Below are 14,009 nucleotides of genomic sequence, written 5' to 3'. Positions count from 1 at the left end.
GTCCGTATCGTTCGCTAACTGCCTTCTGTTACCCAGCACACGGAATGAGACGACGATACGTCGCTATTGCGGTGCTCGTTGCCCTCCTCCTCATCGGAACTGTAGCAGCGCTGCCCGGCGGACGGGTGTTAGTTGTTGAAGATGCCGAGACTGGCGAACAGTACATCACAGCCCCGGTCGAGGACGGAACGACTGTCGCGCTGGAATACACCCACAGCGTCGAGAAGACGCGTGTCTACGACGAGTACACGGTCCGTGGTGACCACCTCGAAATGACCCGCATGGAGTTCGAATCGTTCGGCTGGGGGCTCCCGAGCGGGGCGAACGTCACCCACGAGGACGGGATGTACGTCTTCGACCCGCCGGGCAACTACACGCGCGTGTCAGTCTCTCCCGGTGATGTCGCGGGACACAAACTTCACGTCGGAGCCGAAACCTACGACTTGGTAGCCCGCACCGACGGCCGCTCGGTCCACCTCCACGTGGCCCAGCGCTCGGCGTTCGGTGCTGTGACAGACCAGCGCAACACATGACTGACAACACACGACCTGACGACGGCGGGGAGGCCGTATCGGACGAAGAAGTCGACGAAGTACTTCAGGAGATCGAGCGAAAGCGGTCGCTCACAGGCTGGGCAGTCGTCGCCGTCGCGCTCATCGGCATCTCGTTTTCCGTGTTCCAGATGTGGCTCGCGGCGAAGGGGTTCGTCCTCTCGGTTTCGCTCCCGGGCGTCGGTGATATCGTGTTCGCGTCGCTGCAACTGCTCCAGATCAACGCCGTCCACGTCTCTTTCGGCCTCATCCTGACCTTCCTTCTGTATCCCGGCAGCACCGGCGACGGCCCGCTCTCCCGGCGCTTCATCGCGCTCGGGTCGCTGGTCGACGAGAAACTCGGCGCGGAGCATCCGGTATCTCGCGCTGTTCACGCCGTCGGGGACGCGCTCGCCTGGGCGTTCCTCGACCGCGACATGGACCGCGTGACGCCGTCTGATTTCGTCTTCATCGCCCTGTCGATGCTGTCGGCCGCGTACTTCATCACCGACTTCGACGAGATCCAGCGCATGCGTGCGCTGGGTGTCCAGCGCGGTCGCCCCATTCAGGAAGTGTTCACGTTTCTGGAGCCGATAGCGGGCCTGCTCGGACCGCTCGCCGACACCTCCTACGCGTTCGTGCTGGGCGTGGTCGGCGTCCTGCTCGTGCTCGAAGCGACCCGCCGGGCGATCAGCCTCTGGCTGATGGTCATCGTCGCGGCCTTCGTCGTCTACGCCCGCTTCGGCGTCCTCATTCCACAGGACGCAGCCTACGTGGGCGTGCTCTCCATCCCGGAACTGTCCTGGCCCTCTATCATTCAGAACCTCTGGTACAACACCGAAAACGGGGTGTTCGGGATTCCGGTCACCGTCTCCGTGCAGTTCATCTACATCTTCATTCTCTTCGGCGCATTCCTCGAGATGTCCGGCGCGGGGCAGTGGTTCATCGACCTCGCCTACGGGGCCACGGGAACGCGGAAGGGCGGCCCGGCGAAGGCCTCTATCCTCGCCAGCGGCTTCATGGGGACCATCTCCGGTTCGTCCATCGCGAACACGGTGACGACCGGCGCGTTCACGATTCCGCTGATGAAGCGGTCGGGCTACTCGCCGGAGTTCTCCGGCGGCGTGGAGGCCTCGGCCTCCTCGGGCGGCCAGATCCTCCCGCCGGTGATGGGGGCCGCCGCGTTCCTCATCGTCCAGTACACGGCGACGCCGTTCGCAGACGTCATCGTCGTCGCGACGATCCCCGCCATCGTCTTCTTCTTCGGCGTCTGGGTGATGGTCCACTTCGAGGCGGTCAAGGAGGACATCGGCGGGCTCGACCCCTCCGAACTGGTCGACCTCCGCAGTCACTTCCGTAGCGGGTGGTTCTACCTCGTCCCGCTCGTGCTCCTGCTGTACTACCTCATCATCGAGCGGCTGTCGGTCGCCCGGTCGGCGTGGTTTACGCTCATCGCCATCGGGGCGCTCACCACGCTCGTCGCGGCCTACAGCGACGAGACACGCGGTCGCCTCGGGGCAGTGTTCGGCGTGCTGTTCGGTGCATCGCTCCTCTCACAGTTCCTGTTCGGCGCTGGCGTCCTGTCAGCGCTGGCCGGCGACGGGACCGGGGCGCAGTCGATTGCGGACGCGTTCTCGGCCACCGTCGGCGACCTCGGAACGCTGTTGATTCTGTCCGGCGTCCTCACGCTCATCACCAAACCGCGCCTCGACTCGCCGCTGCTGTCGTTCGACAACGCCGTCGACGACGCCGCCGAGACGACCGCCGACGCCGTCGGTCGCCCGGACCTGGCCTCGAACGGGCTGTACAGGCTCGGCGTGTTCCTCGGGAAATCCATGGAAAGCGGGGCCAGAACCGCGGTCCCGGTCGTTATCGCTGTCGCCGCTGCCGGTATCATTCCGGGCGTCATCAGCGTCTCCGGCCTCGGCCCGAACCTCGTCTCGCTCATCACGGCCGTCGCGGGCGGGTCGCTCGTCTTGCTCCTGGTCGTCACCGCGTTCTCGTCGATTATCCTCGGGATGGGGATGCCGACGACGGTGACCTACATCATCCTCGTCTCCCTGCTCGCGCCGGCGCTGACGGCGTTCGGCGTGCCGCTGCTGGCGGCGCACCTGTTCATCCTCTACTTCGGCGTCATCGCCGACATCACCCCGCCGGTCGCGGTGGCCGCCTACGCCGCCTCCGGCGTCGCGAAGTCCGACGCGTTCCAGACCGGTATCGAGGCGTTCTCGCTGTCACTGAACAAGGCTATCGTCCCCTTCGCGTTCATCGTCACGCCGGGCATCATCCTGATCCGGCGTGCCCCGACGGACGCCGGATACCGGATCGTCGGGACCGCCGACCTGCTTGATTTCGGCTACTCCGTCCCAGAGATACTGATTCCCGTGATCGGCGTCTTCCTCGGCGTCGTGGCGCTGGCCGCGACAGTCATCGGGTTCGCGTACGCGCCGGTTTCCCGGGGCGAGCGGGCGGCGTTCGCGTTCAGCTCGCTCCTCCTGATGGCTCCCGGTCTCGCGGTGTCGGGCACGTACGACGTTCTCGGGCTGGTCGGCATCGCCGGCGGCGAGATGACGGTGTTGCTTGATGTCGTGCTTCGTGGCATCGGTCTCGCCCTGTTTCTCTTCCTCATGGTCAAGAACCGCCAGCGCGGCGGCGACCCTGCGGTACAGTCAGGCACGCCTGAGCCGGCCTGATACTGTCGGCTGTCCGCCTGTCACAAATTTCGCTACCGCGAACACCTCAAAATAGTTACAGCCAACAGTATGAGTGAGAACCGTTTAACCCATCCGGGGTCAACGAGCACGATATGCCAATCGAACAGCGCGGCGACGCCTCTGTCGTCACGCACGCGCTGGCGCGAGATGAACTGACAAAGATACGAAACGTCGAGACCGAACAGGTCGCCTTCCGCAAGGGGCTGGTCCGGCTCGGCCGTATCTGCGGCTACGAGATCATCGACGGCCGGATGGAGACCGAGTACACCGAGGTCCAGACGCCGCTGACCACGACGATGGGCGAGCGGGTCAAAGGGCTCGACGACGTGGTCATCGTCAACGTCCTCCGCGCGGCGACGCCGTTCGTCGAGGGACTGCTCAAGGCGTTCCCCCGCGCCAGGCAGGGCGTCATCTCCGCCAGCCGCGACGAGGACGCCGGGATGAACGACGACGGCGAGTTCCCCATCTCCGTCGAGTACGTCAAACTGCCCGAAATCACCGAGGACGACACCGTCATCATCGCGGACCCGATGCTCGCGACCGGATCGACGATGACGACGGTCCTCGACTACATCACATCGGAGAAGACCGAACCGGAGAACCTGCTCGTCCTGGCCGCGGTTTCCGCGCCCGAGGGGATCGTCCGCGTTTCGGAGGCCCAACCGGACGCTGACATCATCAGTGTCGCTATCGACGACGAACTGGACGAGGACGGATTCATCGTTCCGGGCCTCGGCGATGCCGGTGACCGGGCCTTCCGGACGACCTGATCCGGCGCGCTCCAGCCGACCTGTCAGCTGCGGGACGAAACGTTTTTATTCACGGGTCGAATCAGGCGATGATGTCGCGATTTTCAGTCCGCCACCAGCCGCTGTACCCCTTTACTTCACCTGGAAACCGACAGACAGTGGTGCGATTTCGGTACAGTTGAAACGACAAACCGGACCGGGGACCGTCCCGCGCCGACCGGGCGCGGTTCCCGTCGGACGGCCGCGGACCGGGAGGCTTTCTTACTGACGGGACAGCATCCCGGTATGGCTCGACGCCGATACCGAATCGCCGACACCGCACAGCAACTCGTCGGTGGGTTTCTGCTCGCGGGACCGTTCGTCGTGACCGAAGAAGTGTGGGTGCTGGCCGAGAACATGTCCTGGTATCACGCGGTGCTGGTCGTCGGTATCGTGTTCGCTATCGGCTACGGGGCGCTGTACAAGGCTGACGCCGGACGGGACGTCGACACCGAGGCGGAGGTGGCCGGCATCCCCGTCCGGTTCGTCTCGCTGATGGGTGTCGCGTTCGGGTCGGTCACCATCCTCGCGTTCTCGCTGACCGCACCTGATACGTTTCTCGTCGACGGTGGGATTCTGCCGGACCCGACGCCGATGGCTGTGTTCCTGACATCGCTGAAAGCGATCACCGTCGGTGCGATCTTCAGCGTCGTCGGCGCTGCGACGGCGGACAGCGTGTTCTGACCAGACCCGCACACTTAATTGGGTTCCCTCCTCCTTGATGTGCATATGGAGTATACGCTGGCTATCGACAACGCGCCGGAGACCGTCCCGGGTGGCACGGGGATACTGCTCCTGCATCCGAGTACCGGCGAGACGGACCGACTGGACACGGACTTCCTCGCGACCGATACGGATTCGATGCTCGTCATCTCGACCCGGACCACGGCCCGGGAAGTCAAGCAGAAACTGGAGTACTACGAGGTCGATGAGTCGAAAGCGACTATCCTCGATACGCTGTCGGTCGAGCGCGGCTACACCCGCCGCCGCTCCGAGGGGGTTCGGTACGTCTCCGCGCCGGACGACCTGTCCGGCATCGTCTCGGAAACCGAGACGTTCCTGCAGGAACACGACGGCAAACTCCGCGTGACCTTCGACTCGCTGACGGAACTCATCTACTACGCCGACGAGGACGGCGCGCTGGCGGCCGTCGCAGACATCCTCGACCTGCTTGCGGAGTACGACGCCGTCGGGATGTTCCATCTCGCTGACGAAGTCCACGACGAGAAGACGGTCGCGGCGTTCCGGGACCTCTTCGACGGTGTGATCGAACTGTCCGAGGACGGAACCGTGTCGAGTTCCTTCGAAGCGTAACCGGGCACGCTCGGTCCCGAGGTCGCCGCTCCGTCAAGGTGTTCGCGACAATTGACCGACACACCGTTACCCATCGAGTCCTCCGATGGCGTTTCCCCTTGTCGAGCGAAACGGTGTTTTCCCCCGGCAGCGCCGCCAACACCAAGCATGCGAACTCTTACCAGACCAACAACAATTAAGAGGGTATAACCCACATACAGGGTTGTATGCCGGAATGCCAGAACTGCGGTAATTTTGTAACGGCTGACTACGCGCGTGTGTTCACGCCGAACGGGGTCGAAAAGCCCAGGGTCTGTCCGCAGTGCGAGGACAAGATTCGCGACGGGGCAGACGTCCGTGAGGCCCGGTCCACGCGCCGCGGATAGAACCGGTCAGGAACTGCCGCCCTGTGACCTGACGGTTGCGGGGACGTTTTCCTCGCCGGCTGACCTCGCTCGTAACTGCTGTGTTACTGCACAAGCGTTTCAACGCTCCACTCGCGCGTCTCTCAGCCGCGTCCGTGCCTCGTCGAACACCGCGTCGGCGCGGTCCGCGTCACGGGCCTCTGCGGTAATCCGAACGAGCGGCTGGGTCCCGCTGGCTCGCAGGAGGAACCACGCGTCGCCGAGGTCGACGCGCACGCCGTCGAGCGTCGTCACGTCGTCGTAGGCGTCGGTCACTGTCTCCCGAACGCGGTCCATCACTGCTTCCTTCTGCTCGGTTTCGACGCTGTCCCGGCGGATTGGGTAGTCCGGCACGTCAGCGGCGCGGTCGCCCAGCGGGCGCTCGCTGTCCAGGGCTGCAACGGTACAGGCCGCCAGCGGGCCATCGGGACACAGCGTCCGGTCGGGCCAGATCCACGCGCCGCTTGGCTCCCCGCCGAAGGCCACGCCCTCGGCGCTCGCGGCCTCGGCGACGTACACGTCCCCGACCGGGGTGTACTCGACGGTCACGTCGATGTCGTCGAGGTGGTCCGCGACGGCGAGACTCGTATCGACCGGCACGGCGACCCGTTCGCCCGGTGCCGCCGCGGCGCGGGCGAACACGGCCAGCAGCACGTCGCCGGAGAGGAAGGTCCCGTCGGCCGCGACGGCCCGCATCCGGTCGGCGTCGCCGTCGTGTGCGACGCCGAGGTCGGCGTCGGATTCGGCCACCAGCGTCGCCAGGGACTCACAGTTCTCGGCTTTCGGCTCCGAAGGGCGACCCGGGAACGCGCCGTCCGGCTGGCCGTTGAGCGTCTCGACGGAACAGCCCAGTTCCGAGAGGGCGTCGACGCTGACCCGGCCCGCGCCGTTGCCGAGGTCGACGACGACGTGGCTGTCGAGGTCGCTTTCGCCGACTTCTGCCAGTAGTGCGTCGACGTGACGCGAGCTGGCGTCCCACGACTCGCTGTCGCCGCTTTCGTCCCACGACGCTGGCTCGAACGCGCCTTCGTCCAGTCGCCGCTCAATCGTCGCCCGCAGATCCGCGTCGAAGGCCTGCCCGCTGGGCTGCCAGAGCTTGATACCGTTGTCTTCCGGCGGGTTGTGGCTGGCCGTTATCGCGACGCCGGCGTCGGCGTCCTGCCAGGCGACTGCGCGTCCGATGGTGGGCGTCGCCGCGCCGCCGAGGTCGATCACGTCCACGCCGCTCTCCCGGAGGCCGGCCACCAGCGCCGCCTGCAGGTACTCGCCGCTCGCTCGCGGGTCCCGGCCCACGACGACGCGCTCGCAGTCGATGCCCAGCGCCCGCCCCACAGAGAGCGCCACCTCGGCCGTGACCGTCTCGCCGACGGGGCCGCGGATGCCGCTCGTTCCGAACTGTGTCATTACTGCTCTCTGGGTCGGGCCGGCCCTAAAATCCATCCGGCCTCGGACAGGTAACAGTTGCCCTAACAAAGACGACTGTCGAGTCTTGGAATGCCCCACCCAACCTGGATTATCCAACCGGCTATAGACAGGGGCTTCTGGCTGTTTAAAATCTCTATTGACCACCACCGATCAGGCGTTGCAGGCCGTGACAACGAGTCTACAGTCGGTTACTGCGCCGGCGACCACTCACAAGCCGTGCCGGTCGTCAGACCGGCCGCGTCGATGTGGGCCGAGAGGCACCCGTAATTGCAGAACTGCGCTGTCGGCTCCCCGTCGGGCGTCTCGCTGACGTAGACGGGGTCGTGATCTTCGACCGGACAGCCACAGTACGTGCAGTCAGTCATACGAACGCTTGCGCCCGGGAGAACAAACGTTTTGTCCGCGTCTGTCGACCCACCGCACATGAAACAGGGCGGCTCCGACGCGGCGAAACAGGCAGCGGGGGAATCGGCGGCCGAGGCAGTCGCGGACGGTATGGTCGTCGGTCTCGGCACGGGGTCGACGGCAGCCCACGCCATTCGCGCCATCGGGCGGGCGGTCGACGCCGGACTCGACGTCGTCGGCGTTCCCACGTCGTTTCAGTCCCGGCAGTTGGCCCGTGACTGTGGCATCCCGCTGGCCGATCTCGATGACGTGTCTGTCGACCTCGCCATCGACGGGGCCGACGAGATGGCCGACGGTGACCTCATCAAGGGTGGCGGCGCGGCCCACGCCCGGGAGAAGATCGTCGACGCGAGCGCCGACCGCTTCCTCGTCGTCGCCGACCCGACGAAAGAAGCCGAGCGGCTCTCGGTGCCGGTACCTGTCGAGATACTGCCGATGGCCCGCTCGACGGTCGCCGCGGCGGTCGAGGACTTGGGTGGCGACCCGGCGCTCCGCCGTGCAGAGCGTAAGGACGGCCCCGTCGTCACCGACAACGGGAACCTCGTGCTCGACTGTGACTTCGGTCCCATCGACGACCCCGCCGCGCTCGCCGGCGAACTTGCCGCGCTCCCGGGTGTCGTCGAGCACGGGCTGTTCGTCGGGATGGCTGACGAGGTTCACGTCGGCACTACTGATGGCGTCACCATCCGAGCGCTATCGAAGTAGCTGTCGCTGGTCGGTTTGCGTCAAAAAAACGCTGCTCGGAACGACCTTACAGGTCGCGCGGCTGGACCGTCTTGCGGTCGTTCTCGTCGGCGCGGCGGGCTGCGTCCTGAAGCAGCTCTTCGACTTCCTCGTCGAGTGCGTCGTAGAAGTCGGACGCTACGTTCATGTCGTTGAGCTCTTCCTTAACGGCGGCTTTGACGATTAGGTCTGCCATACAGACGAGGTATCGACGGGGGTTACTTATATACTTTCTCCAATTGGCTCGCTCTCGCCGCTATTACCGGCAGTTTGAGGCGTTATACGGCACATAACCCCTTATAAAACCGCAGTTGTGACCCCGCAGGCGGGTCAAAATACGCCGTTCCTGCTGCATCAGACGCCTATTGTCGCGTTACTCCGGCCGAGCGTCGCTCACGCGCGCTCGCACAGGTTCGACCCTGATGCGAGCATGCGCCTGTCCCGGACCGACGGATAGGAGTGGCCGCGTCACTGAATGGGCATATGCGCGATATACTCGATTCGGTTGCGGCGGGCGACCTCTCCCCGGTAGAGGCCGAGGCGGCGCTTGCGGGCTATGCGACCAGCGGGGCCGGTCGGTTCGACGCCGCCCGGGAGGACCGTGCCGGCGTTCCCGAAGCCGTTCTCGCGGATGGGAAGACGCCGGCGGAAGTGGCGGACCTGGCGGCGACAGCTATCGAAACGACGGAGCGGGCTATCGTGACGCGGCTCGATACGGCCGCTGCGACGGCCGTTCGGGAACGGTTGGACGAAACCGCCCCGAACGCGACGGTCCGGTGGGACGACCGCTCGAACTGGCTGGTGGCGACGACACCCGCGTTCGAACGTCCGTCCATGGATGCGTCTGTGGGGATCGTCACCGCCGGGACCTCCGACGCCGTTCCGGCCGGCGAAGCCGCGCTCATCGCCGAGGAGATGGGGGCGACCGTGACCCGTATCGACGACGTCGGCGTCGCGAGCCTCGCCCGGACGATAGATGCGGTCGACGGGTTCCGGGACCAGGACGTCCTCATCGTCGCGGCGGGCCGCGAGGGCGCGCTCCCGACGGTCGTCGCCGGCCTCGTGGACGTTCCGGTCATCGGCCTGCCTGTTTCGACCGGCTACGGCTATGGCGGCGAGGGTGAGGCCGCCCTCTCGGGGCTGCTCCAGTCATGCACCGCCCTCTCCGTGGTGAACATCGACGCCGGCTTCACCGCCGGGACCCAGGCAGGCCTAATCGCCAGACAGCTCGATGATGCGCGAGCGTAGACACCCCCGTCAACCACAGGTATACCCAAGTATTTGGGTAAAGAAATATGAGAACAACGCGCGTACGCGTATACGTCGGCGGTGGTGTCGCCGACGAACACGATGCCTGAATGTGATCATTGCGGCGCGCACGTCTCAGACCAGTTCGCCCGAGTGTTCGCGGATGAACGCGGGCATATCAGGGCTTGTCCCAACTGCTCGGCGAACGCTGGCATTGCCGAGGTATCGAGAGAGCGCGCCCAACAAGTGTGAGGCCCGCTGGGCCACCAGCATCGTGCGATGACTACCGCGCGGAGCCCTTACCACGTGTACGTCCTCCGTTGTGACGACAACACGTTTTATACCGGCTACACGACCGACGTGGAGCGCCGCGTCCGCGAACACGACGCCGGCGACGGCGCGAAGTACACGCGCGGCCGAACCCCGGTCGAACTGATCCACGTCGAATCGTTTGACTCACAGTCCGCAGCGATGAGCCGCGAGTACGAGATCAAACAGTACACCAGGGCGGAGAAGGAACGGCTCGTCGAGTCCAGTGACGCCGAAGCGGCCTTTGAGGTCTGAAGCGCTGGCAGCCCGACCGAGGAAGCTCCCGGGGAGGCTGGCGTGCCGTGGAACACCGCCGTCGGTAAACGCGAAGTGACAGCGAGCCGATGAGGCGTGACTTTTTGTCTGGGGGCCGAGAACCGCGGAATATGGACAACGACGCGGACGATGACGCAGGTGCAATCGCCTTCGGGACGGACGGCTGGCGGGCGACGCTGGACGTGTTCACGAAGCCCCGTGTCCGGATGGTCGGACAGGCCGTCGCCACGACCCTCGCCGAGCGCGGGGCGACCGGGACCGTCGTCATCGGGTACGACGCCCGCGAGACCTCGCCCGGGTTCGCCGACGAACTCGCACACGTCCTGCGCGTGAACGGCTTCGACGTGCTCTTGCCGGATCGGGACACGCCGACGCCGGTCGTCGCCTGGACGGTGAAAGACCGCGACCTCGCGGGGGCGCTCCAGATCACCGCCAGCCACAACCCCCCGGAGTACAACGGCGTGAAGTTCATCCCCGGCGACGGGTCGCCGGCGCTGCCCGACTGGACGGCCGCCTTCGAAGAGAACCTCGCCGTCCTCGACCCGCTGCCCGAAGACGAGTGGGGCGACCGAACGGAAGAGGACCTCATCGGTCCGTTCCACGACCACGCGCTGGAGTACGTCGACACCGACCTCGATGGCCTGTCGGTCGCCTACGACGCGCTGTACGGCAGCGGCCGCGGCGTTACCGATGCCCTGCTCGAAGCGGCCGGGGCCGAGGTGACCCGCCTCAACTGCGTCCAGGACCCCGACTTTGGCGGCGGGTCGCCCGAGCCGTCGGCGGAGAACGCGGAAGGACTGGTGGCTGAAGTCAGCGACGGCGACGCCGCGCTGGGGATTATCAACGACGGCGACGCCGACCGAATCGGCATCGTCACGCCCGAGCGGGGCTATCTGGACCCGAACCTGTTTTTCGCTGCGATGTACGACTTCCTGCTGGAGGACGGGACTGGCGATGTCGTCCGAACGGTCTCGACCTCCAGTATCGTCGACCGCGTCGCCGAGGCCCACGGCCAGAACGTCCACGAGGTCGCCGTCGGCTTCAAGTGGGTCGCCGAGGCGATGGCCGAGCATGACGCGCTGTTCGGGGGCGAGGAATCGGGCGGCTTCGGCCTCCCGGACCACTTGCGGAACAAGGACGGCGTGCTGGTCGCGCTGGTCGCCGCCGCAGCCGAGCACGAGGAACCGCTGGACGCTCGCGTCGACCGATTGCTGGACGAACACGGCGAAATCCACCAGAGCCGGATCAGCGTCGACTGCCCGGACGACCGCAAGGACTCGGTCCTCGAAGACCTCGAAACCGCACTTCCCGACACGCTGGCGGGAGTCCCTGTCGACGGCATCAACACCGTCGACGGGTTCAAAATCCGGCTCGAAGACGGAACCTGGGTGCTGGTCCGGCCGTCGGGGACGGAGCCGAAACTCCGCGTCTACGCCGAGGCGTCGAGCGCCGAGCGCGTCGAGGACCTATTGGAAGCGGGCCGGGACCTGGTCGAACCGCTGGTCTGATCACTTGGTTGCGCTGACGACGTACGTCCCGGCCACGCGGTCGCCGAGGCGCTGTGCGTCGTCGCTGACGAACATGACGGCCGCTTCCACGAGGAGCCAACCGGCCATGAGAACGAGCGCGAAGACGAACCCGATGCCGCCGAGAATACCGCCAAGCAGGAGCATAATCGGGAACGGGGCGAGCAGTACTGCCGTCCTGACCAGTCGGTCCCGTTGGCTCGGCGGTGTGCCGTTCTCGTCGACGACCGCGACGTTCTGTGACCGTTTCCCGATTGTCTCGTTGGTCTCGGCGTAGTAGCCGAAGTAGTAGACGAGTACCGCGCCGATAGCGAGCCACAGAGCGAAGTTGATGACGATGCCAAGGAGCCCCGCGGCCAGCATCGACCCACCGCCCATCGCGCCCGGGCTCTCGGGCGAGGCAGCGGCCATCGCCCCGACCGAGAGCCCCGCGTTGAGAACGAACGTGACGAGCCACAGCCCGAACGCGACGGCGCTCAGGATGGCGAAATCGATGAGGTAGGCGACGATCCGGTCGCCCCTCGCTTCGACTGCGCTTTCCGAGACGGTTGTCGACATTGTTTTAAAATCATTCTCGAAACCATATGAAAAATGTTACGACGCCGTGCTATCCCCACTCACTGCGGACCGGGTCTATGATCGAGGCCGGCCACTACGCACGCTCGCCGCGAAAGCGGTCGGGTTCGGCCAGTGGTTCGATATCGAACCCCAGCGCGTCGTAGAACGGCCGAACGCCCGCGTCGAACTCGGCGGTGACCCGGTCGCGCCGGTTCAGCGCGGCCTCGACCAGCGCGGTCCCGATACCCTGGCCGCGCCGACGCCGACGGACGGCGACGGCTTCAATATGAGACCCGTCGAGTACGAGTGCCCCGAGAACACGCCGGTCTTCCGGGTCGTCGCCCGACACCGCGACGAGCGTGCTACCGTCTTCGAGACCCGCCCGGACAGTCGCGACGGCTATCGAGAGAACTGCCCCGTCGAGGACGTTCATCACCGCGGGCACTTCGTCGCTCCTGGCTGTACGGACGTGCATGGCTGTGCTGACTACTATCCCGATTTACCCGCCTTTGATCAGCCTGACGACTCGCACGTGGTCGTGCTCGACGGGCTGGTCAGTCGGCACGTGTTCGCCGTCGACGAGGACCGACACCTCGTGGGGACTCAGGTCGACGGGCGCGAGCAGGTCGGCGTAGGTCGCGCCCGCGTCCACCTCCAGTTCGTGGGTGTCCTCGCCGGCGATGTCGACGGTGACGTGCATACTCCGGCTACTCCGCCGACGCACCTGAGACTGTCGAATCACGCGGGGTTTAAGACCGGCCCACGCCTCCCATCGTCCATGAGTGAGGCCGAGTCCGAGTCGCGGGCGGGACGCGAGGAGGTCTGGATCGAGAAGTACCGCCCGCAGACGCTCGACGACGTGATGGGCCACGAGAACATCGTCGGGCGGCTCAAGAGCTACGTCTCGCGCAACGACCTGAGCCACATGCTGTTTTCCGGTCCGGCCGGGACCGGAAAAACCACCTGTGCGACCGCTATCGCCCGTGAACTGTACGGCGAAGACTGGCGCGAGCACTTCCTCGAACTGAACGCCTCCGACGAGCGCGGTATCGACGTGGTCCGGGACCGCATCAAGAACTTCGCCCGGACGAGCTTCGGCGGCGTCGAGTACCGCATCATCTTCCTGGACGAGGCCGACGCCCTGACCAGCGACGCCCAGTCGGCGCTGCGGCGGACGATGGAGCAGTTCTCGAACAACGTCCGCTTTATCCTCTCGTGTAACTACTCCAGCCAGATCATCGACCCCATCCAATCGCGCTGTGCCGTCTTCCGCTTCTCGCCGCTGGCCGACGAGGCCGTCGCCGAAGAGATCCGAAAGATCGCCGCCGAAGAGGACATCGAACTGACCGAGGACGGACTCGACGCGCTGGTCTACGCCGCCGACGGGGACATGCGGAAGGCCATCAACGGTCTGCAAGCCGCCTCCGTGAGCGGCGACACGGTCGACGAGTCGGCGGTGTACGCCATCACCTCGACGGCCCGGCCCGAAGAGATCCGCGAGATGGTGCAGTCCGCACTTGACGGCGACTTCACCGCGTCCCGGGCGACCCTCGATAGACTGCTGACCGAGGAAGGGATCGCCGGCGGCGATATCATCGACCAACTGCACCGCTCCATCTGGGAGTTCGACATCGACGACGAGGCCGCCGTCCGCGTGCTCGAACGCATCGGCGAAACCGACTACCGGATCACCCGCGGCGCGAACGAACGCGTGCAACTCGAAGCGATGCTGGCCTCGCTGGCCCAGGGCGAGTAAGGTCGTACTACCGCTGCAAATCGGTTTTTCATGCCTGATAACTGGTGGGTGAGC

18 protein-coding genes are annotated in these 14,009 nt (G+C 65.7%); 12 read left to right on the top strand and 6 right to left on the bottom strand.

Features of this window, described 5'->3' with window-relative positions; all coding sequences use genetic code 11:
* The first annotated feature begins 44 nt into the window (after positions 1 to 44).
* The 6 genes from ACY9XZ_RS06900 (at position 45) to ACY9XZ_RS06875 (ending at position 5,711) form a co-directional block, all read left to right on the top strand.
* Entirely contained in the window at positions 45 to 533 is a 489-nt protein-coding gene (locus ACY9XZ_RS06900) for a DUF1850 domain-containing protein (protein WP_463456314.1), read from the top strand.
* Positions 530 to 3,223: a TRAP transporter permease gene (locus ACY9XZ_RS06895; RefSeq protein WP_463456313.1), complete on the top strand. Its 2,694-nt coding sequence runs from the start codon at positions 530 to 532 to the stop codon at positions 3,221 to 3,223. Before ACY9XZ_RS06900 ends, ACY9XZ_RS06895 begins: the two co-directional genes overlap by 4 nt.
* 113 nt (positions 3,224 to 3,336) lie before the next feature.
* Complete coding sequence (gene upp, locus ACY9XZ_RS06890; RefSeq protein WP_463456312.1) at positions 3,337 to 4,014, top strand: uracil phosphoribosyltransferase; 678 nt, start codon at positions 3,337 to 3,339, stop codon at positions 4,012 to 4,014.
* Between the two features lie 264 nt (positions 4,015 to 4,278).
* A complete protein-coding gene (locus ACY9XZ_RS06885) occupies positions 4,279 to 4,716 on the top strand; it encodes a DUF2391 domain-containing protein (RefSeq protein ID WP_463456311.1) in 438 nt (145 codons plus the stop codon).
* Between the two features lie 45 nt (positions 4,717 to 4,761).
* Entirely contained in the window at positions 4,762 to 5,346 is a 585-nt protein-coding gene (locus tag ACY9XZ_RS06880; RefSeq protein ID WP_463456310.1) for a DUF7090 family protein, read from the top strand.
* 206 nt (positions 5,347 to 5,552) lie between these two features.
* Positions 5,553 to 5,711 (top strand): DUF7563 family protein, encoded by a 159-nt coding sequence (locus ACY9XZ_RS06875; RefSeq protein ID WP_044952319.1) that lies wholly within the window; start codon positions 5,553 to 5,555, stop codon positions 5,709 to 5,711.
* A gap of 99 nt (positions 5,712 to 5,810) precedes the next feature.
* On the opposite strand, the gene glmM is transcribed toward ACY9XZ_RS06875, so the two are convergent.
* Complete coding sequence (gene glmM, locus ACY9XZ_RS06870) at positions 5,811 to 7,133, bottom strand: phosphoglucosamine mutase (protein WP_463456309.1); 1,323 nt, start codon at positions 7,131 to 7,133, stop codon at positions 5,811 to 5,813.
* A 209-nt stretch (positions 7,134 to 7,342) separates the two neighbouring features.
* Positions 7,343 to 7,579: a hypothetical protein gene (locus ACY9XZ_RS06865; RefSeq protein ID WP_463456308.1), complete on the bottom strand. Its 237-nt coding sequence runs from the start codon at positions 7,577 to 7,579 to the stop codon at positions 7,343 to 7,345.
* Here ACY9XZ_RS06865 and rpiA point away from each other — a divergent pair.
* On the top strand, positions 7,578 to 8,264 hold the full coding sequence (rpiA, locus tag ACY9XZ_RS06860) for a ribose-5-phosphate isomerase RpiA (RefSeq protein ID WP_463456307.1): 687 nt from the start codon (positions 7,578 to 7,580) through the stop codon (positions 8,262 to 8,264). The two genes, ACY9XZ_RS06865 and rpiA, sit on opposite strands and share 2 nt — an antisense overlap.
* Before the next feature lie 46 nt (positions 8,265 to 8,310).
* On the opposite strand, the gene ACY9XZ_RS06855 is transcribed toward rpiA, so the two are convergent.
* Entirely contained in the window at positions 8,311 to 8,478 is a 168-nt protein-coding gene (locus ACY9XZ_RS06855) for a hypothetical protein (protein ID WP_004517708.1), read from the bottom strand.
* Positions 8,479 to 8,765: 287 nt separating this feature from the next.
* Here ACY9XZ_RS06855 and larB point away from each other — a divergent pair, with 287 nt between their 5' ends.
* The 4 genes from larB to ACY9XZ_RS06835 all read left to right on the top strand — a co-directional run bounded on the left by larB (position 8,766) and on the right by ACY9XZ_RS06835 (position 11,623).
* On the top strand, positions 8,766 to 9,530 hold the full coding sequence (larB, locus tag ACY9XZ_RS06850; RefSeq protein WP_463456306.1) for a nickel pincer cofactor biosynthesis protein LarB: 765 nt from the start codon (positions 8,766 to 8,768) through the stop codon (positions 9,528 to 9,530).
* Positions 9,531 to 9,632: 102 nt separating this feature from the next.
* Complete coding sequence (locus ACY9XZ_RS06845) at positions 9,633 to 9,782, top strand: DUF7563 family protein (RefSeq protein ID WP_420182198.1); 150 nt, start codon at positions 9,633 to 9,635, stop codon at positions 9,780 to 9,782.
* 27 nt (positions 9,783 to 9,809) lie between these two features.
* Entirely contained in the window at positions 9,810 to 10,094 is a 285-nt protein-coding gene (locus ACY9XZ_RS06840; RefSeq protein ID WP_463456305.1) for a GIY-YIG nuclease family protein, read from the top strand.
* 131 nt (positions 10,095 to 10,225) lie between these two features.
* Positions 10,226 to 11,623, top strand: a complete 1,398-nt coding sequence (locus ACY9XZ_RS06835) for a phosphoglucomutase/phosphomannomutase family protein (protein WP_463456304.1) — start codon at positions 10,226 to 10,228, stop codon at positions 11,621 to 11,623.
* Here the strand turns inward: ACY9XZ_RS06835 and ACY9XZ_RS06830 are convergent, their stop codons facing one another.
* From ACY9XZ_RS06830 to samp2, 3 genes are all read right to left on the bottom strand, one after another.
* The gene (locus ACY9XZ_RS06830) at positions 11,624 to 12,199 is read right to left on the bottom strand and encodes an RDD family protein (RefSeq protein WP_463456303.1); all 576 of its coding nucleotides are present in this window, start codon (positions 12,197 to 12,199) and stop codon (positions 11,624 to 11,626) included.
* A gap of 94 nt (positions 12,200 to 12,293) precedes the next feature.
* Complete coding sequence (locus tag ACY9XZ_RS06825; RefSeq protein ID WP_463456302.1) at positions 12,294 to 12,674, bottom strand: GNAT family N-acetyltransferase; 381 nt, start codon at positions 12,672 to 12,674, stop codon at positions 12,294 to 12,296.
* A gap of 24 nt (positions 12,675 to 12,698) precedes the next feature.
* The gene (gene samp2, locus ACY9XZ_RS06820) at positions 12,699 to 12,899 is read right to left on the bottom strand and encodes a ubiquitin-like small modifier protein SAMP2 (protein WP_463456301.1); all 201 of its coding nucleotides are present in this window, start codon (positions 12,897 to 12,899) and stop codon (positions 12,699 to 12,701) included.
* A gap of 78 nt (positions 12,900 to 12,977) precedes the next feature.
* On the opposite strand from samp2, the gene ACY9XZ_RS06815 reads away from it, so the two are divergent.
* Positions 12,978 to 13,955 carry a replication factor C small subunit gene (locus ACY9XZ_RS06815; RefSeq protein ID WP_463456300.1) on the top strand — a complete coding sequence of 326 codons (978 nt, stop codon included), beginning with the start codon at positions 12,978 to 12,980 and terminating at the stop codon, positions 13,953 to 13,955.
* Positions 13,956 to 14,009 lie beyond the last annotated feature (54 nt).

The sequence above is a fragment of the Haloarcula sp. HT12 genome (genome assembly GCF_055271655.1).
This window is presented reverse-complemented; position numbering and strand designations above follow the sequence as displayed.